At 72.8% G+C, this 19,144-nt stretch carries 18 protein-coding genes; 12 read left to right on the top strand and 6 right to left on the bottom strand.

Features of this window, described 5'->3' with window-relative positions; genetic code table 11:
- Window positions 1-19: 19 nt before the first annotated feature.
- Window positions 20-637 carry a TetR/AcrR family transcriptional regulator gene (locus tag J2X68_RS27385; protein WP_310435238.1) on the bottom strand — a complete coding sequence of 206 codons (618 nt, stop codon included), beginning with the start codon at window positions 635-637 and terminating at the stop codon, window positions 20-22.
- Window positions 638-730: 93 nt separating this feature from the next.
- Window positions 731-1,252, bottom strand: a complete 522-nt coding sequence (locus J2X68_RS27380; protein WP_310435237.1) for a hypothetical protein — start codon at window positions 1,250-1,252, stop codon at window positions 731-733.
- Between the two features lie 176 nt (window positions 1,253-1,428).
- Here J2X68_RS27380 and hmgA point away from each other — a divergent pair, with 176 nt between their 5' ends.
- The 4 genes from hmgA to J2X68_RS27360 are packed head-to-tail and all read left to right on the top strand — an operon-like array spanning window position 1,429 to window position 5,935.
- A complete protein-coding gene (gene hmgA, locus J2X68_RS27375) occupies window positions 1,429-2,769 on the top strand; it encodes a homogentisate 1,2-dioxygenase (RefSeq protein WP_310435236.1) in 1,341 nt (446 codons plus the stop codon).
- 26 nt (window positions 2,770-2,795) lie between these two features.
- Window positions 2,796-3,545, top strand: coding sequence for a GntR family transcriptional regulator (locus J2X68_RS27370; RefSeq protein ID WP_310435235.1), 750 nt, complete (start codon window positions 2,796-2,798; stop codon window positions 3,543-3,545).
- Between the two features lie 25 nt (window positions 3,546-3,570).
- Window positions 3,571-4,716, top strand: a complete 1,146-nt coding sequence (locus tag J2X68_RS27365; RefSeq protein WP_310435333.1) for a type ISP restriction/modification enzyme — start codon at window positions 3,571-3,573, stop codon at window positions 4,714-4,716.
- Between the two features lie 10 nt (window positions 4,717-4,726).
- Window positions 4,727-5,935, top strand: coding sequence for a CaiB/BaiF CoA-transferase family protein (locus tag J2X68_RS27360; RefSeq protein ID WP_310435234.1), 1,209 nt, complete (start codon window positions 4,727-4,729; stop codon window positions 5,933-5,935).
- A 35-nt stretch (window positions 5,936-5,970) separates the two neighbouring features.
- On the opposite strand, the gene J2X68_RS27355 is transcribed toward J2X68_RS27360, so the two are convergent.
- The 3 genes from J2X68_RS27355 to J2X68_RS27345 all read right to left on the bottom strand — a co-directional run bounded on the left by J2X68_RS27355 (window position 5,971) and on the right by J2X68_RS27345 (window position 7,736).
- On the bottom strand, window positions 5,971-6,252 hold the full coding sequence (locus J2X68_RS27355) for a hypothetical protein (protein WP_310435233.1): 282 nt from the start codon (window positions 6,250-6,252) through the stop codon (window positions 5,971-5,973).
- A gap of 126 nt (window positions 6,253-6,378) precedes the next feature.
- Window positions 6,379-7,197, bottom strand: a complete 819-nt coding sequence (locus J2X68_RS27350; protein ID WP_310435232.1) for an anti-sigma factor — start codon at window positions 7,195-7,197, stop codon at window positions 6,379-6,381.
- The gene (locus J2X68_RS27345) at window positions 7,194-7,736 is read right to left on the bottom strand and encodes a sigma-70 family RNA polymerase sigma factor (RefSeq protein WP_062647091.1); all 543 of its coding nucleotides are present in this window, start codon (window positions 7,734-7,736) and stop codon (window positions 7,194-7,196) included. Before J2X68_RS27345 ends, J2X68_RS27350 begins: the two co-directional genes overlap by 4 nt.
- 210 nt (window positions 7,737-7,946) lie before the next feature.
- Here J2X68_RS27345 and J2X68_RS27340 point away from each other — a divergent pair, with 210 nt between their 5' ends.
- From J2X68_RS27340 to J2X68_RS27325, 4 genes are all read left to right on the top strand, one after another.
- Window positions 7,947-9,455, top strand: a complete 1,509-nt coding sequence (locus tag J2X68_RS27340; protein ID WP_310435231.1) for a DUF4331 domain-containing protein — start codon at window positions 7,947-7,949, stop codon at window positions 9,453-9,455.
- A 175-nt stretch (window positions 9,456-9,630) separates the two neighbouring features.
- Complete coding sequence (locus J2X68_RS27335; RefSeq protein WP_310435230.1) at window positions 9,631-11,352, top strand: tetratricopeptide repeat protein; 1,722 nt, start codon at window positions 9,631-9,633, stop codon at window positions 11,350-11,352.
- Complete coding sequence (locus J2X68_RS27330; RefSeq protein ID WP_310435229.1) at window positions 11,349-13,079, top strand: nickel transporter; 1,731 nt, start codon at window positions 11,349-11,351, stop codon at window positions 13,077-13,079. The genes J2X68_RS27335 and J2X68_RS27330 overlap by 4 nt, the downstream gene beginning before the upstream one ends.
- Window positions 13,080-13,139: 60 nt before the next feature.
- Window positions 13,140-14,765, top strand: coding sequence for a serine/threonine-protein kinase (locus J2X68_RS27325; protein WP_310435228.1), 1,626 nt, complete (start codon window positions 13,140-13,142; stop codon window positions 14,763-14,765).
- 22 nt (window positions 14,766-14,787) lie between these two features.
- Here the strand turns inward: J2X68_RS27325 and J2X68_RS27320 are convergent, their stop codons facing one another.
- Window positions 14,788-15,594 carry an SGNH/GDSL hydrolase family protein gene (locus J2X68_RS27320; RefSeq protein WP_310435227.1) on the bottom strand — a complete coding sequence of 269 codons (807 nt, stop codon included), beginning with the start codon at window positions 15,592-15,594 and terminating at the stop codon, window positions 14,788-14,790.
- A gap of 168 nt (window positions 15,595-15,762) precedes the next feature.
- Here J2X68_RS27320 and J2X68_RS27315 point away from each other — a divergent pair, with 168 nt between their 5' ends.
- The 4 genes from J2X68_RS27315 to J2X68_RS27300 all read left to right on the top strand — a co-directional run bounded on the left by J2X68_RS27315 (window position 15,763) and on the right by J2X68_RS27300 (window position 19,011).
- The gene (locus J2X68_RS27315; protein ID WP_310435339.1) at window positions 15,763-15,906 is read left to right on the top strand and encodes a hypothetical protein; all 144 of its coding nucleotides are present in this window, start codon (window positions 15,763-15,765) and stop codon (window positions 15,904-15,906) included.
- A 497-nt stretch (window positions 15,907-16,403) separates the two neighbouring features.
- Complete coding sequence (locus J2X68_RS27310) at window positions 16,404-17,234, top strand: glycosyltransferase family 2 protein (protein WP_310435226.1); 831 nt, start codon at window positions 16,404-16,406, stop codon at window positions 17,232-17,234.
- Entirely contained in the window at window positions 17,231-18,229 is a 999-nt protein-coding gene (locus tag J2X68_RS27305; RefSeq protein ID WP_310435225.1) for a glycosyltransferase family 2 protein, read from the top strand. Before J2X68_RS27310 ends, J2X68_RS27305 begins: the two co-directional genes overlap by 4 nt.
- A complete protein-coding gene (locus J2X68_RS27300) occupies window positions 18,226-19,011 on the top strand; it encodes a polysaccharide deacetylase family protein (protein WP_310435224.1) in 786 nt (261 codons plus the stop codon). Before J2X68_RS27305 ends, J2X68_RS27300 begins: the two co-directional genes overlap by 4 nt.
- Window positions 19,012-19,144: the final 133 nt, after the last annotated feature.

Genomic DNA, 19,144 nt, shown 5'->3' with positions numbered 1-19,144 from the left:
GGGGAGGGGGCGGCGGCCGTCAGTCCAGAGTCCGTGCCAGATACGCCCGCAGCAGCAGCCGCGCCTCCTCGATCACTTTCGGATCGCCCTCCGGATCCACCCGGAAGGCCAGCTGGACGAGGGTGTCCGCGGTCTCCACGGCGATCAGGAAGACGCGGCGCAGATCGTCGTCCGGTTCGCGGACCAGGTAGTCGCCGAGCAGCTCGGTGAGGCGGTCGGCGACCCGGTGGTTGGGTTCCGCGTGCCGGGCGCCGACCGGGATCTGGTTGCCGAAGTCGACGAGCGAGAACCCGGGCGCGGTGTGCTTCATGGCCAGGTACTCGTCGAGCACGGCGTCCATGGCGGCCCGCCAGTCGCCCCGGCGGGCGCTCTTCAGCCGCTCGGTGACGCGCTCGGAATAGCGTTCGAGGTTGCGCTGCGCCAGCGCGTCGGCCATCTGCCGCTTGTTGCCGAAGAAGCGGTAGACGGAGCCGATGGGGACACCGGCGCGCTCGGCGACGGCCCGGGTGCTCAGGCCGTCGTAGCCGACCTCGTCCAGCAGGTCGGCGCAGGCGTCGAGGATTCTGGTCAGCCGTTCGGCGCTGCGCCGCTGCACGGGCGCACGACGGAGCGATGTCGCTTGGGGCACGGAGCTCATGATGCCTTTCCGTCGCGTCGGGGTGAACCTCACCCCTCGGTACGGAGAAAGATGCCTGATGCACTCAACGGGGGCCGCCACGGCGGGAGGCGCTCAGGGGGAGGGCGCCGACGCCGTGATGAACGCCGTGCTCTCCACCGGCTTGCCGTCCACCGCCCACACCGTGCCGTCGTCCGCGCACAGCCGGGCGGTGACCTGGTGGGTGCCGTGCGGGAGGTAGCCGGCCGGGATGCGGTAGGACGGGGTGCGCAGGTCGGCGACCGGCTGGTCGTCGACGTAGAGCCGGGCGGCGCCGCGGCCGTGGGCCGCCCCCGCCGTCGCCGGGGCGGGCGTGAACCGGAAGTTCTGCACCTTCAGGCGGACGTCCCAGCTCCCGTCGGCCTCGGGCTCCACCTCGACACCGACCTCGGGTGCCCCCTTCTTCTCCACCTCGCGGTAGTGCCGCCCTTCGTCGTCCGTGTCCTTCAGGATCCTGCCCACCGGCGAGGGGGAGACGGACGCCGTGCTCGACGCGTCCCCCCGCTCGGGGGAGTCACTGGTGCCGCAGCCCGCGGATCCGGTCAGCAGCAGGACACAGACCGCGGGCACGGCGAGGCTTCCGCGCGTCCACGACATGCGGGGGAGCGTAGAACAACGGACCGACACGCGGATCCCCCTGGAGTCTGGTTCCGGCCGTCTTGATCGTCCTTCAGGAGGAGGACCGGCGCACCTCTTGCGCCGGGGAAATCGCAATCCTACGGTGATGCATAGGAATCAGCAGGCGCACCCGCGGGGCGCCGGAGGGAGCGAACATGAGCAGCGGGGACGCACGCAAGACGGCCGAGGGCCTGACCTATCTCTCCGGGTTCGGCAACGAGCACGCCTCCGAGGCCGTGCCGGGGGCCCTGCCCGACGGCCGCAACTCACCGCAGCGCGCGCCCCTCGGCCTGTACGCGGAACAGCTCAGCGGCACGGCGTTCACCGAGCCGCGCGCCCACAACCGCCGCTCGTGGCTCTACCGGATCCGTCCGTCGGCCGCGCACCCCGCGTTCACCCGCGTCGACGACGGCGCGCTGCGCACCGGGCCCTTCGCCGAGACGGTCCCCGACCCGAACCGGCTGCGCTGGGACCCGCTGCCCGAGCCGCCGGCCGGCACGGACTTCCTGGCCGGCCTGTGGACCCTCGGCGGCAACGGCGACGCCACCCAGCGCACCGGCATGGCCGTGCACCTGTACCACGCGAACGCCTCCATGGACCGCGTGTTCAGCGACGCCGACGGCGAGCTGCTGATCGTCCCGGAGGAGGGCGGGCTGCTGCTGCGCACGGAGTTCGGGCGGCTGCACGCCGAGCCCGGCGAGGTGGTGCTGATCCCGCGCGGGATCCGCTTCCGCGTCGACCTGCTGGACGCCTCGGCCCGCGGCTACGTCTGCGAGAACTACGGCGCCGCCTTCCGCCTCCCCGACCTCGGCCCGATCGGCGCCAACGGCCTCGCCAACCCCCGTGACTTCCGCGCGCCCGTCGCCGCCTTCGAGGACGTCGAGGGCCCGGTGGAGGTCGTCAACAAGTACTGCGGCCACCTCTGGAGCGCCACGTACGACCACTCACCGCTCGACGTGGTCGCCTGGCACGGCAACCATCTGCCGTACGTCTACGACCTGCGCCGCTTCAACGTCATCGGGACCATCTCGTACGACCACCCGGACCCGTCGATCTTCACCGTGCTGACCGCCCCGACCGACACCCCCGGCCTGGCCGGCGTCGACTTCGTGGTCTTCGCCCCGCGCTGGCTGGTCGGCGAGGACACCTTCCGGCCGCCGTACTTCCACCGGAACGTGATGAGCGAGTACATGGGCCTGATCGAGGGCGCCTACGACGCCAAGACGGCCGGAAAGGGCGGCTTCGTGCCGGGCGGCGGCTCGCTGCACAACATGATGTCGGCGCACGGCCCGGACCGGGAGACCTTCGACCGGGCGAGCGCCGCCGAGCTGGGCCCGCAGAAGATCGACGACGGGCTGGCGTTCATGTTCGAGACCCGCTGGCCGATCGCCCTCACCCCGCACGCGGCCGGGGCGGACCACCTCCAGCGGCGCTACGACGACGTCTGGCAGGGCCTGGAACGCCACTTCCGGCCGTCCGGCGGAACATTGCACTGAACGGTGCCGACCGGTACGGATAGCCCGTGACCTCTTTCGCCCCGGACTCGATCGTCCTCACCCGAAAGCTGCCGCTCTGGTACCAGGTGTCGCAGTCGCTGCGCGCCTCGATACTCGGCCGCTCGCCGCAGGACCCGCTCCGACTGCCCACCGAGGAGCAGTTGGCGGGTCACTACGGGGTGAGTGTGCTGACCATGCGGCAGGCGCTGAAGGAACTGGAGGACGAGGGGCTGATCAGCCGGCACCGCCGGCGGGGCACGTTCATCGAGCCGAGCGCGCGGCGCGGCGCACCGGTCCGCCTGCTCGGCTCGGTCGACGCGATCGTGGCCCAGCAGTCCGCGATGACGACGGAGCTTCTCGACCACGGCCGTTCGGCCGTCCCCGCCGAAGTCGCCGAGCACTTCCCGGACCTGGCCGAGGTGGCGACCTACCACCGGCTGCGGAGCGACGAGAACACGGGCGAGCCGACCAACCACGCCCGCAACTACGTCCGTCCCGAACTCGCCGCCCGGATCGACCCCGACGACCTGGTCCGCCGGCCCATGACGAAGGTGCTGCGGGACCTCGTGGGCGTGGAGATCAGCCGGATCACGGACACGGTCGAGGCCCGGCTGGCGGACCCGGAGACCGCGCAACTGCTCCGGGTCCCGCTGCTCAGCCCGATCCTGCACTACACGGGCGTCATCTACGACCCCGCAGGCCAGGTCCTCGACGTGGCCGTCATCCACTACCGGGGCGACCGCTTCTCCTTCACGGTCACCCTCGACGCGACGTGACGGGCCGCGGGTGAGCCGTCGTACGATGCCCGGCGTGACGCCCGACGACGCTCCGCCGCTGGCGGACCTCATGCCGTGGTCCGTCGCACCGCCGCGGCTCGGCCGGGGGTGGCCGACGGACCCCGACCCGGCTTCCCTGAAAGCCCGCTGGAACGCCCTGCTGAAGGCCGAGGGCGCCGACCGCGAGGCCCTCTTCGAGCCGACCCGCGCACGCACCCTGCACACGGCGGTCGGGCAGTTGCCCGGCCGGCCCGGCGGCACGGAGAGGCTCGCCCGCGCCTCGGGCCCCTGCCCGGCGCCGGTACGGGTGCTGACCGGCCCCTTCGACGAGCACTGGCTCATCCCCGACCACCGGCTGATCGACGCGGCCCGCCCGGAGCTGTGGCGGGTGGCGGACGAGCACCAGGTCTTCGTGGTGGAGACGCCGTCCCCGCCGGGGCCGCCGCTGCTGGCGACCTCCCTGATCCCGCTGGCCCGCCCCGGCCGGGTCCGCCCGCTGTACCGGCGTCCCGGCGGCACGGAACCCAACCTGGCGCCGGGCCTGCTGGAGCACCTCGGCCACTCCCCCGATCCGGTGGACTTCCTGGCCTGGACCCTGACCGCCGTCCGGCCCGACCTCACCGTCCCGCTCCCCCGGGACCCCGGACTCTGGGCCCGGGGCGTGGAGCTGGGCCGCCGCGCCCTGTGGCTCCTCCGCCGCGACGGCGAACGCCCCCGGCTCCCGGGCGGCCGGCGCCCCTACGTCCGCGCGCCGCTGCCCGACCGGCCCCTGACGCTGCACTACGACCGCGACGAGGAGACCCTGCACCTCGACGGCGGCCGTGTCTCCCCGGTCCCGCCGGCCGCCTGGGACTTCGCGGCGGGCGGGGTCCGCGTCCTGGAGCAGTGGTTCGCGGCCCGGACGGCGGAGCCCGGGCCGGGCACGCTGGCCGCGATCCGCCCGACGGCCTGGCCTCAGGCCTGGACCTCCGAACTCCTCGAACTCATCACGGTGCTGGCGCTGTTCGCGGAAGCGCGCGCACAGCAGGAGGCTTTGACGGTGCCGGACACGATCACGGCGAAGGAGCTGCGCGCGGCGGGGGTCCTGCCGGTCCCGGACGGCGCACGCCACCCGGCGACGGTCCTCGACCACCACGAGGAGGGCCCGGAGGGCCAGTTCGCGCTGATCTAGCATCCACTGCATGGACCAGAGCCCCCCGCCGCTGCCGCCGCCCCTGGAGGGCCTCACCGTCGTCGCCGTCGAGCAGGCCGTGGCGGCCCCGTTCGCCACCCGGCAGCTCGCCGATCTCGGCGCCCGGGTGATCAAGGTGGAGCGGATCGACGGAGGTGACTTCGCCCGCGGCTACGACACGGCCGCAGGCGGTCTCGCCTCGCACTTCGTCTGGTGCAACCGGGGCAAGGAGTCCATCGCGCTGGACCTGAAGGACCCGCGCGGCCTGGACGTCGTACGGCGGCTGATCGGCGACGCGGACGTGTTCGTGCAGAACCTCGCGCAGGGGGCGGCGGCCCGGCTGGGCCTGGACGCGGCCACCCTGTGCGCGGCGCATCCAAGACTGGTCGCCGTCGACATCTCCGGGTACGGGGCGAGCGGCCCGTACGCGGACAAGCGGGCGTACGACATGCTCGTCCAGTGCGAGGCGGGGCTGGTGTCGGTGACCGGGACGCCGGAGCAGCCGGTGAAGGCGGGGATCCCGGCGGCGGACATCGCGGCGGCCATGTACGCCTTCTCGGGGGTGCTGGCGGCGCTGGTGCGGCGGGGCACGACCGGGCGCGGCGGACCGGTGGAGGTGTCGATGCTGGAGGCGCTCGCGGAGTGGATGGGGCATCCGCTGCACCACACGATGCACGGCGGAGCCGCCCCGGCCCGCACCGGCCTCGCCCACGCGGTGATCGCGCCCTACGACGCCTACCCCACCGCCGACGGCGGACGGGTGCTGCTCTCCGTGCAGAACGACCGGGAGTGGCGACGGCTGGCCGAACAGGTCGTCGGCCGGCCCGAGGCGGGGGCGGATCCGGCGTACGCGACGAACGCGGCAAGGGTGCTGAACCGGGACCGCACGGACGCGCTGGTGGCCGGAGCACTGGGCGCCCTGGACACCGACGAGGCGCTGGCGCGGCTGGAGGGCGCGGGCATCGCGTGCGCACGCCTGAGGGATCTGCACGAACTGGCCGAGCATCCGCAGCTGGCGGCCCGTGAGCGGTGGCGGGAGGTGGGGACGCCGGTCGGACCGCTGCGGGCGCTGCTGCCCCCGATCACGCTGCCGGGCGGGGCGGAGGCACGGATGGGAGACGTGCCCGCGCTCGGGGAGCACACCGAAGCGCTGCTGCGTGCCGTGGGGATGACGGACGAGGAGATCGCAGCGCTGCGCCGGGACGGTGTGGCCGCCTGAGCGCGGGACTCAGCGAGTGAGGACGCGCCGGCCGGTCAGTGCTTGTTGCCTCCGAACAGCGAACGCCGCAGTCGGCGCAGCGGCGCGAAGAGCGAGACGCGGCTCACCCGTGCCCGCGTCGTCCTGGGCCCGTGGCCACGCGCGGGTTCACGCGCGGTCAGCTCCCGCATGAGCGAGGTCGCCTCGAGCGTCTCGCGCTGCGGTATGGCGGGTCCTGCCAGCACCGAGAGATGGCGGTCGAGGCGCGAACTGGTCGCACTGCTCCCGCAGGTGATCGCAGGGACCCTCGCCCTGCTGTGCATCGTTATCTGTTCCATGTCACTCCCCACCCGTACGAGTCCACCCGGCCCGGGCAGGGTAACCCTATCGCCCCGTCGAGGCACACATGTATCGAGCTCACAGGATTCACCTTCCCCGTAAGGGGGTTGACGACTCCTTCCCGATTACTCTCCGAATCCAACCGATTTCAGGGTGAGTTGGACAAGTGGCTGCGTAGTGGGCTGTGGTGATCCCCCGTCGGGCTCGACCGTCACAGCGAGTGACGTCGCGACCTTGTCGAGACCGGTGGCGACCAAGGGCGTGTCGCCCTCGAAGAGCCCGAGGGAGCGCGGTTGCGCGTCGGGGCGCATGAGCCACAGCTGATGCACCTGTCCGGTGGGCAGCTCGCCGTATCCGCTCAGGGTGACCACCGCCTCTCCCTCCGCGGCGGAGGCGACCACTCCGATACTGCGGCCCTGCGCGTCCTTCCCGGCGCTCGCCCGTGCGTCGGGAGCTGCGAGAACGTGGGCGATCTCACGCGCCCGGGCCCGCTCGGCGTTCAGTTCGTCCTGGGCGCGGCCGGCCTGCACGGCGAAGAGCGAGGCGACGACGAGGGCCGCCGCCGCGGTGGCCGTCGCGAACGGCACGAACAGCGGTCGGCGCGCGCGGGGCGCACGGGAGCGTCCGGGCGGCGGCTGCGTGCCCCAGACGTGCGGCGGCAGTTGGGGCGCGCGCTCCCTGCCCGGCGCGCGGGAGGGCTCCTGCGGCGTCCTCTGCACGGCCGCCAGAACCCGGCTGCGCAGGTGGGCCGGCGGCTGCGCGGCCTGGGACCAGGCGAGCCGGACGGCGTCCTCGGCCAGCTCCCGCACCTCGGCGGAGCAGCGGTCGCAGCCCGTCAGATGCTTCTCGAAGCGGCGGCGTTCGTCGGGTTCGAGGGCGTCCAGCGCGTAGGGGGCGGCCAGCGAGTGCAGGTCCTCGCGGCGGAACAGGCCGAGCACACTCATGCGGCACCTCCCAGGCAGTCGCGCAGCCGCGTGAGTCCGTCACGCATCCGGGTCTTCACCGTGCCCAGCGGCAGCGACAGCCGGTCGGCCACCTCACGGTACGTGTAGCCGTCGTAGTAGGCGAGGGTGACGGACTGACGCTGGAGCGCGGTCAGCCGGTCGAGGCAGCGGCGGACCAACTGGCGTTCCAGGCCCGCCTCGACCTCCTCGGCCACCTGGTCGAAGGCGGGGTCGTGATAGCGCGACGCCTCGCGCTGCTCCCGGTCCACCGCCGCCCGCGCGCTGCGCACCCGGTCGACGGCCCGGCGGTGCGCGAGGGTGAGGATCCAGGAGAGGGCGCTGCCCCGGCTCGGGTCGAAGCGGCCGGCCGAGCGCCAGGTCTCCAGGAGCACCTCCTGGGCGACCTCCTCCGACTGTGCGGGATCCCTGACGACCCGGCGCACGAGCCCGAACACGGGCCCCGACACCAGTCCGTAGAGCTGTTCGAATGCGCGCTGGTCGCCCCCAGCCACGAGCACCATGAGCTCGTCCGCCTCCATGCGGTCCCCCTCCCTGCGGCCGCCACACCCGGGCCGCCCCGTCACACCAGGCATTCGCAACGAACACACCTCCGGATGGGGGGTACGTATCGAAGGGCCGAAAACGCGGGTGAGCAGGAAAGAAAAAGTTTTTGGGATTCGACCAATCCGAAACCACCCACCGCTCCGTATCACTGTCCGTCAGGCAACTTGGCACAGAGGACGGACGGCATGACAGCTTTCTCCAGGAGCGGCAACGGACGCAGGAGCGTCGCGACCCTCGTCTGCGGTGCGTTGGCCGCCGGGGGGCTCGCTGCCGCCGGCGTGGCCACGCTGGTGCCGGGGGCGGCCTACGCCTCCAGCCACCGCGAGGCCCCCCTCATCTCGGGCACCCCCCAGTACGACAACACCGACGTGTACGCCTTCGTGAGCCCGGACCACCCGGACACGACGACGATCGTCGCCAACTGGATCCCCTTCGAGGAGCCGGCCGGCGGTCCCAACTTCTTCCCGTTCGCCGAGGACGCCCAGTACGACCTGCACATCGACAACAACGGTGACGCGAAGGAGGATCTGACCTTCCGCTACACCTTCAAGACGCACGTGAAGAACAAGAAGACGTTCCTCTACAACACGGGCGTCGTCGAGAGCCTCGACGACGCCGACCTGAACGTCACGCAGACGTACGACCTCGAACTCATCAAGTCGAAGAAGGGGAAGGTCGAGCACGAGACGAAGATCGCGGACGACGTGCCGGTGGCGCCGTCGAACGTGGGCAAGGCCTCGATGCCGCACTACTCGAAGCTGCGCGACCAGGCGATCTACAAGCTCTCCAGCGGCGCCAAGACCTTCGCGGGTCAGGCCGACGACCCGTTCTTCCTGGACCTGCGCGTCTTCGACCTGCTGTACGGCGGTGACCTCTCCGAGGTCGGCAACGACACGCTCAAGGGCTACAACGTCAACTCGATCGCGCTGCAGGTCCCGAACGACATGATCGCCGAGTCGGAGCACCAGCCGATCGTCGGCATCTGGTCGACGACCCAGCGCGAGAACGCCCAGGGCCACTACTCGCAGGTCTCGCGGCTCGGCATGCCGCTGGTCAACGAGGTCGTCAACCCCATCAAGGACAAGGACAAGTTCAACGCGTCCGAGCCGAAGGACGACGGGCAGTTCCTCAAGAACGTCACCAACCCCGAGCTGCCCAAGCTCATAGAGGCGATCTACAAGATCAAGGCGCCGGCCGAGCCGCGCAACGACCTCGTCGACGTGTTCCTGAAGGGCGTCAAGGGGCTCAACCAGCCGCCGTACGTGACGCCTTCGGAGGAGCTGCGCCTCAACACCTCGATCAAGCCGACCGCCAGCCCCAAGCGGCTGGGCGTCCTCGACGGTGACAACGCGGGCTTCCCGAACGGCCGTCGCCTCACCGACGACGTGATCGACGCCTCGCTCCAGGTCGTCGAGGGTGAGCTGGTCGGTTCCAAGAACGACCTCGGTGACGCGGTCGACAAGAACGACAAGTCCTTCGAGAAGGCCTTCCCCTACGTGGCCCTGCCCACCGAGGGCTCGCGCGGCGCGACCGCCAAGAGCGGCGCCGACGTCCGCAGCCAGCTCGGTGACGCCCTCACGGGCTCCGACAGCAACACCACGCTGATCGCGTCCTCCGCGGGCGCCGGCGCGGCGGGCATCCTCCTCATCGGCGGCGGCCTGATGTGGTGGCGCGGGCGGCGGCGGGCCTACTAGGCCCTCCTCCCGGACGGGGCCCCACCGGCCCCGTTCCCGAGCGGGCCGGGGAGAATCCTGCGCTCCCCGGCCCGCCTCACAGACTGGCGCGGCCCGCGTACTCATCCCCCACGGCGCGGGCCGCGCCATCCCCACGCGAGCAGGCTGAACGACCCCAGGCGACCTAGGAGAGGGCATGTCCCCGCGGACGAACGACGGCGAACCGGAGCCCACCCGACCGGCCTCCGCCCGACCGGCGCCGGCCTCCGGCACACCGGACTGCGGCACACCGGCTTCCGACGGACCGCTCGCCGACGCACCGGTCACCGACGGACCGCTCGCCGACGTACCGGTCACCGACGCAGCGGTCACCGACGGACCGCTCGCGGGCCCGGAGTCCGGAGCCGACGCCGGGGCCGGAACCGACTCCGCAACCGTCGTCCGTCCCGAGGCGGATGCCGATGCGGCTGCCGGTGCCGATGCGAATGCGGCTTCTGGTGCCGAGGCAGGTGACCGTGACGGTGGCGGGCTCACCGCCGGTGGTGACGAACGGGTGGCCGCGGTACGGCGTGCCGGGGCCGCCGGGCGCCGGTGGCGGGCCGCTCAGCTCAGCGCCTGCGCGGCCATGCTGGCCGTCGCGCTCACCGCCGGGGCGGTCGCCCTCGGAGCGGTGCGGGACGGACAGGACATCCCCGTGTCGACCGCCGCGGCGGTCTCCCCCGGGCTGCTCGCCGGCGGGAACCTCGACTCGGCCATCACCGCGCTCCAGACCCATCTCCGGTCGCAGCCGAAGGACTTCGGCGGCTGGGCCACCCTCGGGCTCGCCTACGTCGAGCAGGCCCGCACCAAGGGCGACCCCTCCCGCTACCCGCAGGCCGAGCAGGCCCTGAAGCGCTCCCTGTCGCTGCGCGCCGACAACGACCAGGCGCTGGCCGGCCGGGCCGCCCTCGCCGCCGCCCGGCACGACTTCGCCGAGGCCCTGGCCCTGGCCGACCGGGCGCTGGCGCAGAACCCCTACAACGAGCGGGCCCTGTGCTCCCGCGTCGACGCCCTGGTCGAACTCGGCCGCTACGACGACGCCGAGGAGGCCGCGCGGACGGCCGACGAACGGCGGCCCGGCGTACCGGTGTTCACCCGCTACGCGTACGTGCACGAACTGCGCGGCGACGTCACCACGGCCCGCCGGGTCCTGGAGCGGGCCCTCGCCGCGTCGACAGCACCCGGCGACATCGCCTACGTGGCCGCCCAGCTCGGTCAACTCGCTTGGAACCAGGGCGACTACGCCACCGCTCTCACCGACTACGCCCGTGCGCTCGCCGCCGACGAGAACTACCTCCCCGCGTTGGAGGGCCGGGCCCGCGCCCAGGCGGCGAGCGGCCGGCAGGCCGAGGCGGTCGAGGGGCTGGAGCTCATCGTCGCCCGCTATCCGCTCCCCGGACCGCTGGTGGAGCTCGGCGAGCTGTACGAGGCCCGGGGCGGCGAGGGCGACACGGCGAAGGCCGAGAACCAGTACCTCCTCGTCGACGCGTGGACGGCCATCGCCCGCGCCAACGGCGTCAACGCCGACCTCGACACCGCGCTCGCCGCGGCCGACCACGGCGACCGGGCGACGGCCCTGCGCGCGGCCCGCGACGACTGGTCCCGCCGCCACACCGTGCACACGGCGGACGCGCTCGCCTGGGCCCTGCACGTCAACGGCAAGGACGCCGAGGCCCTCCCCTACGCGCGGCAGGCCACGGCCACCGGCTATCGCAACGCGTCCTTCCTCTACCACCGCGGGATGATCGAGAAGGCCGCAGGACATCCCGCCGACGCCCGTACCCACCTCGCCGCCGCCCTGAAGCTGAACCCCGGCTTCTCCCCGCCGGGCGCCCGCGAGGCCCGTACGGCACTCGGGACGCTGGAGGCGGGCAAGTGATCTCCCGTCGTCTGCTGGCCTCCTGCGCGGCCGTGTTCACGGCCGGGTGCGCGCTCGCGCTGGTCCCTTCCGCCGACGCGAGCGCGCATCCCCTCGGCAACTTCACCGTCAACCGCTACGACGGACTCGTCGTGGCCCCCGGACAGCTCCGCGTCGACCACGTCGAGGATCTCGCCGAGATCCCGGCGACCCAGGCGAAGCCGGACATCGAACGGCTCGGGATGACCGAGTGGGCCCGGCAGCGCTGCGCGACGGCCGCGGCCGGCAGCAGGCTCACCGTCGACGGCCGGGCCGTGACCCTCACGGCCGGCGCCGGCAAGGCGGTCGTACGGCCCGGTCAGGCGGGGCTCGACACGCTGCGCGTGGAATGCCGGCTGACGGCTCCGCTGCCCGCCACGTCCGGCGAGGACACCGTCTCTCTCGCCTTCCACAGCGAGGGCGCCTCCTCCGGGCCCGGCTGGCGCGAGATCACCGCGCGCGGCGACCGGATGACGCTCGCCGGATCCGACGTGCCGAAGAAGTCGCTCTCGTCGGAACTCACGAGCTATCCCAAGGAGTTGCTCTCCTCGCCCGCCGACACCTCGACGGCTTCGGTACGGGTGCGTCCCGGGGGCGCGGCGCTCGTGGAGGAGGACCGGGACGCGCCGGCCGCCTCCGTGCTGCCGCGGGGCGCCGACCGCTGGACCCGGGCGCTGGACGACCTGGTCGCCCGGCAGGACCTGACCGTCGGCTTCGCCGCGCTGGCCCTGGTGATCGCCGTCGGCCTCGGCGCGATGCACGCGGTCGCCCCGGGGCACGGCAAGACCCTCATGGCCGCGACGGCCGCCGCCCGGGGCGGCAGGGCCCGGATGAAGGACGTCCTTCCGCTGGCCGCCTCCGTCACGGTCACCCACACCCTGGGCGTCGTCGCCCTCGGTCTTCTCGTCACCGCCGGTTCGGCCGCGGCGCCTTCGGTGATCGCCTGGCTGGGCCTGGCGAGCGGCGCGCTGGTGCTCTTCGCGGGCGCGACCCTCGCACGCCGGGCCTGGCGCGGCCGGGGCCCCGGCACTCCGCACGGACACACCCACCCGCATCCGCATCCGCACCCTCATCCACACCCGCACCCGCACCCGCACGGCGGCGGCCCGCACGCCCACGAGCCCGCGCAGGCCCTCGACCGTCAACTCGCCCTGGTCGGCGCCCCCACCCCGCACACCCATGCCCATCCGGACCCCGGGCACGACCACGACCACGACCACGACCACGACCACGACGGCGACCGTCGACACCAGCACGATCACGATCACGGCCACGACCACGACGAGGACCACGGCCACCGGCACGCACACGGTCGCCCCCTCACGCACACCCACGGCGGCCACACCCACACCCACGCCGTCGCCCCGACGCTGCGCGGCACGCTGCTCCTCGGCTTCGCCGGCGGCATGGTCCCCAGTCCGTCCGCCGTGGTCGTGCTGGTCGGCGCGGCGGCGCTCGGGCACGCCTGGTTCGGGCTGCTGCTCGTCGTCGCGTACGGCGTAGGGCTCGCGCTGACTCTGACCGCCGCCGGGTTCGCCGTCGTCAGGCTGGGCGCGGGCGCGACCCGCCTGCTGGACCGGCGGCCGCGCTGGACGGCCCACCCGGTGGTGACGCTGCTGCGCCGCAACCTGCCCCTGTGGTCCGCGTTCCTCGTCGTCGCCCTCGGCGCGGGACTGGTGCTCAAGGGGGCCGCATCCGTACTCGGCTGAGCTACGTTTGTGGGGTTGCGGAGGTTTTCGCCCGGATACGAAGAGCGAAATGGGGGCGCGGTGTCCGAAGAACCGGGCAGTGAACGTCTGATCGCGGGCCGCTACCGCCTGCTGACCCCGCTGGGCGAGGGCGGCATGGGCACGGTGTGGCGCGCCCGTGACGAGGTGCTGCACCGCGAGGTCGCCGTCAAGGAGGTCCGTGCCCCGCACGGACTGGCGGCCTCGGACGTCGAGCGGATGTACGCACGGCTGGAGCGCGAGGCCTGGGCCGCGGCCCGGGTCGCGAACCGGAACGTCGTCACGGTGTACGACGTGGCCACGCAGGACGGGCGGCCGTGGATCGTCATGGAGATCGTGCGCGGGATCTCCCTCGCCGAGCTGCTGGACGCCGAGGGCCCGCTCGAACCGGCACGGGCCGCGCACATCGGCGCCGAGGTGCTGTCCGCGCTGCGGGCCGCGCACGAGGCCGGGGTGCTGCACCGCGACGTGAAACCGGCGAACGTGCTGATGTCGAACGACGGCCGGGTCGTGCTCACCGACTTCGGGATCGCGACCGTCGAGGGGACCTCGGCGCTGACGATGACCGGCGAGGTCATCGGCTCCCCCGAGTTCCTCGCGCCCGAGCGGGCGCTGGGGCGCACACCGGGGCCCGAGTCGGACCTGTGGTCGCTGGGCGTGCTGCTGTACGCGGCGGTGGAGGGCAACTCGCCCTTCCGCCACGACACTCCGCTGAGCACCCTGCGCGCGATCGTCGACGAGGAGCTGCCGCCGCCGCGCCGGGCCGGGCCGCTCGCGCCCGTGATCGAGGGGCTGCTGCGCAAGGATCCGGCCGAGCGGCTGCCCGCCGACCGGGCCGAGCAGGACCTGCGGCTCGTCGCCGCGGGCGGCGCCCCGCACGGCGACACGCTGCGTTCGACGCCACCGGCGCCGTTCGCGCCGTATCCGCCGACGGTCTCGACCCCGGCCGAGCCGTTCCGCCAGCAGCCGTCGGACCCGACGCCGCCCCGGTCCTGGTCGGCCGCCCCGGCGACGACCGGCCGCTCGGAGCCGCCGGACCGGAGCCGGCGCGCCGGTGTGGTCCTCGTCGCCGGCGTGGTGGTGCTGGCGCTGGCCGTCGCCGGGCTGACGTACGGGCTGCTGAACGGCGACGACGACGGCGGCGACGCGGGCGGCGGGGTCACCAACAGCGCCACGGACGTGGTGAGTTCGCCGGCGACGCAGCCGGAGACGAGCAAGGAGGCGAGCGCGTCGCCGAGCCCGAGCCCGAGTCCGAGCGAGAGCGAGAGCTCCGAGGCCCCGGCGCAGACCGTCTCGGTCAGCGTCGCCGGCTCGCACACGGACTACTCCGGCAGCTGTCCGCCGCCGGACGGGGACGCGCCCGCCTTCACCGCGACGATCACGGTGGGGCGGCTGCCCGCGACGGTGTCCTACCGCTGGGTGTCGAAGGACGGCGAGCTCTCCGGGCAGACCTGGAAGACGCTCGACTTCTCGTCCGGTGGCGGGAAGTCCCGGCAGGACAAGGTGATCGTGTCGACGTACGCCGAGAGCGGGACGTACGAGAACGCGATCTCCGTCGAGGTCCGGGACCCGGTGCGGACGACGTCCAACTCGGTGCCGTTCTCGGTCACCTGCGCGACGGAGACCCCGCCGGACGGGGCCTCCCCCTCGCCTTCTGTCTCGGAGTGACGGAGCTGACGGAGCCGGTGGATCAGGCGGCGCTGTTCAGGACCGGCAGGTAGCCACCCGACTGGCCGGACGCGGTCGGGTGGTACGACTCACCGATGTTCAGCCAGTTGAGGCTGTGCAGCCAGGAACTGCCGGAGCAGATCTCGTGGCCGCTGAACGGGGTGCGGACGTCGCCGAAGACGAAGCCGTGGGCGGCGGCGCGCCTGGCGGTCGCGGCGTCGAGGTAGTCGGCCGCGTTGTTGATGGCGGAGCGCTTGGTCTCGGACAGGCCCAGGCAGACCGTGCCGAGCTGGTAGAAGCGGGGGTAGCCGATGACGACGACGCGTGCGTTGGGCGCCTTGGCGCGGATCGAGGAGTAGACGGTGTCGAGCCGGCCGGGGAGCGTCGAGTCGACGTAGGCCCTGGCCGTGTTGATGCGGGACAGACAGGTGCTGTCGGAGCCGGTGACGCAGGTCGTCATGACGTCGGCGAAGCCCGCGTCGTTGCCGCCGACGGTGATGGAGACCAGGCCGGTCGAGGAGTTCAGGCCGCCGAGCTGACTCGCCAGAACTTCATCCGTTCGCGCGCCGGAACAAGCCGCGAAGGTGAACGACGAGGGGCCGTGGGCGGCGTTCCAGAGGTACGGGTACGCCTTGGTGCTGCGCTTGCAGTTGCCGCTCGAGCTGATGTAACTGCCCGCGCCGACACCGGAGGAGTAGGAGTCCCCCAGCGCCACATAGCCGCCTGGGGCGGCGAGTTGGGCGCCCTGCGCCGAGCCCGCCCCGGTGAGGGCGGCGCCGATGGCGAGGAGGAGTGAGCTCACGAATACGACAAGTCGGGAACGTCTCATGGAACCTCCCTTAGCAGGATCTCTGCCACAACGTTCGTAGCAACTACGCGTATTGACGGGAAGTGTCCATGCCAAGACTTTCTGGCTCCTGACGGGATCGTTCACACCTCCTTCGCGGGGTGGATGTTGCGTGCTCATGTCAAAACTGTTGACAACCCCTCAACTCCCGTGCTCTCCGCACGTGGGCGGCCGAGGCTCCTGTCGGCCACCCCGGCCGAGGTGACCACGGCCCTGGTGAACGGCGCGACCCCGAACGTGGTCACCGGGCCGGGCACCGGCTCACCGAACAAGCTCCTCAAGATCGTCCCCTGACCCGAAGGCACCTGCGGCACTGATCCGAACCACCGTTCCCCGGAGGCTCCGCGGCCTCCGGGGAACGCTTTTGTTCGCACTCGTGTCCGTTCTTGCGCCGGTTCCTTTCGAAGGGACGCATCATTCTGTAACGGTCAAACGAACAAAAAGGTGAGGCAGGCACCAAGGGCTTGCCATCCGGGCGTAATCATCAATACCGTCATACATCTCACTCGCACCGGACCGTCGGCAACGGCTCCAGGGGAGGGCTCAGGGACCGCGGCGGTATCGGGGCGGGAGCGCGGTAGGGGGGTGCCGAGCTCGGTGACCGCACTGGTGGCCGGGCCGTGCCGCGCGGTCGGCTGCCGTCCTTCGACGGCGGCCGGTCAGTTCTGCCAGCTCACCCGTGTCTGCGCGGAGGCCACTCCGCCATGGGTGAGAAACCCCCCTTTCGAACCGGACGTGAATTCCGGGCCGCCCAGGGGCGGGCGGCTCACCGGACGAGAGGGACCAGACGCATGAGTTCCGTTCTGCAACCGGCGACACCGGGCCAGGATCTCGAGGACCCGTCGACCGTCGGCAAGTACCGGCCCATCTCCTCTCACCTGGCCATCGCGCCGCCGGTGAGCGTGGTCATCCCCGCGATGAACGAGGCCGAGAACCTTCCGTACGTGTTCAAGACGCTGCCGGACTGGATCCACGAGGTGGTCCTGGTCGACGGCAACTCCACCGACGACACCGTGCGGGTCGCGCGTGGCCTGTGGCCCGGCGTCAAGGTCGTCGGGCAGCAGGGCCGCGGCAAGGGCGACGCCCTGATCACCGGCTTCGAGGCGTGCAGCGGCGACATCATCGTGATGGTCGACGCGGACGGCTCGGCCGACGGCAACGAGATCGTCTCGTACGTCTCCGCCCTCGTCTCCGGCGCGGACTTCGCCAAGGGCTCCCGCTTCGCCAACGGCGGCGGCACCGACGACATGACCTTCGTCCGCATGCTCGGCAACCGGGTCCTGTGCGCCATCGTCAACCGCAAGTTCGGCGCCCGCTACACCGACCTCTGCTACGGCTACAACGCGTTCTGGCGGCACTGCCTGGACAAGATCGAGCTGGACTGCACCGGCTTCGAGGTCGAGACCCTGATGAACATCCGGGTCGTCAAGGCCGGCCTGAAGGTGCAGGAGATCCCCAGCCACGAGTACCTGCGCATCCACGGCGTCAGCAATCTGCGCGCCGTCCGCGACGGGCTGCGCGTGCTGCGCGTGATCCTCCGTGAGCGGTCCAACCGGCGTGCGCTGCGCCGGGCGGCCCGCCGTTCGCCGATGCTCGACTCGGCCCGGGGGGAGACGTCTTGAGCACGATCGGCGTATCCGTCGTCATCTGCGTGTACACCGAGGACCGCTGGGCGGACATCCTCGCGGCGGTCGCCTCGGTGCGGGCGCAGACCCACCCGGCCCTGGAGACCCTGCTCGTCGTCGACCACCACCCGGTGCTCCTGGAGCGGCTGCGGAGCGAGTACAAGGAGACCGAAGGGGTGCGGGTGCTGCCCAACGCGGGCCCGCGGGGGCTGTCGGCCGGCCGCAACACCGGCATCGCCGCCTCCCGGGGCGAGGTCGTCGCCTTCCTCGACGACGACGCCGTCGCCGAACGGGACTGGCTGCGCAGGTTCGCCGACCCCTACTCCGATCCCCGGGTGCTGGCCGTGGGCGGCCGGGCGGTGCCCGTCTGGTCCTCCGGACGGCGGCCCGCCTGGTTCCCCGAGGAGTTCGACTGGGTGGTGGGCTGCTCCTACCGGGGCCTGCCGCCCGGCCGGGTCCGGGTCCGCAACATCCTCGGCGGGAACGCCTCCTTCCGGCGTACCGCGTTCGACGTCGTGGGCGGCTTCGCCACCGGCATCGGACGCGACGGCAGCAAACGCCCGATGGGCGGCGAGGAGACGGATCTGTGCATCCGGCTCAGCCGCGCGAGACCCGACGCGATCCTGCTGATGGACGACCGCGCGGTGATCCACCACAAGGTGCCCGAGGCGCGCGAGCACTTCGGGTACTTCCGCACGCGCACCTACGCCGAGGGCCTCTCGAAGGCCCTCGTCGCGCGCAGCGTCGGTGCCGGCAAGGGGCTGGAGTCCGAACGCCGTTACACCACCCGGGTGTTGCCGGCCGGTGTGGCCCGCGGACTGCGCGACCAGCTGCTGGCCCGGCCCGGCGGGGCCCGGCGGGCCGCGGCGATCGTCGCCGGGGTGCTCACGGCGGCCGGCGGGTACCTGGTCGGCAGCGCGCGGGCGCGCCGGACGGGGACGACGTTCGCCGTGGTGCCGATCCGGGTGGACCAGGTGGAGCGGGCCGCATGACGGGGGCGCGCGTGCCGATCCTCATGTACCACGCGGTGGCCGCCGACCCGAGCCCGGCCACCCGCGCCCTCTCGGTCACGCCCGAGGCGTTCGCCGAGCAGATGGCGGTGCTCGCCGACCGGGGCCGGACCCCGCTCACCACCGCCGGACTGGCGGCCCGTTGGCGGTCCGGCCGGCCGCTGCCGGCCCGCCCGGTCCTGATCACCTTCGACGACGGCTACCGGGGCGTGCACCGGCACGCCCTCCCGGTGCTGGCCGGGCACGGCTTCCCGGCCACCCTGTTCGTCACCACCGGCTGGCTCCGGGGCGGCTACGACACCGGGGGCGCCCCGGACGCCATGCTCGACTGGCCGCAGGTGCGCGAACTGGCGGACAACGGGGTGGAGATCGGCGGCCACAGCCACACCCATCCGCAGCTCGACCAGCTCGACGACGCCCGGCTGTGCGCCGAGCTGACCGGCTGCCGGGACATCGTCGCGGGCGAACTGGGGGCGCCGCCCGTCTCGTTCGCCTACCCGTACGGCTACTCCACCCGCCGGGTGCGCACAGCGGTCCGCGGGCACGGGTTCGCCCAGGCACTCGCCGTGGGCAACGCCCTCGCCCACCGCGCCCAGGGTCCTTACGCCCTGCGGCGGGTGACGGTACGGCGCGGCACGGACGCCGAGGAGTTCGAACGGCTCGTCGACGGCCGGGCGGTCGGCCGGACGTTCGCGAGGGACCGGGCGCTCACCCAGGGGTACGCCCTGGTGCGGCGGGCCCGGCGACTCCGGCGGGCGGTCTGAGGGGTGGCCCCGGCCGAGCGGGCCGGGGCCTCGCCCACCCGGCGGGGCCGGTTCCCGGCGTCCGGCACACCCGACACACCGGGCGTACCTCGCGCACTGCGGAAACCGGGTGCGGACGAGGCTCTTGTGCCGG

Origin of the sequence: Streptomyces sp. 3330, assembly GCF_031456635.1 — a bacterium.
Classification (GTDB): Bacteria; Actinomycetota; Actinomycetes; order Streptomycetales; family Streptomycetaceae; genus Streptomyces.
This window is presented reverse-complemented; position numbering and strand designations above follow the sequence as displayed.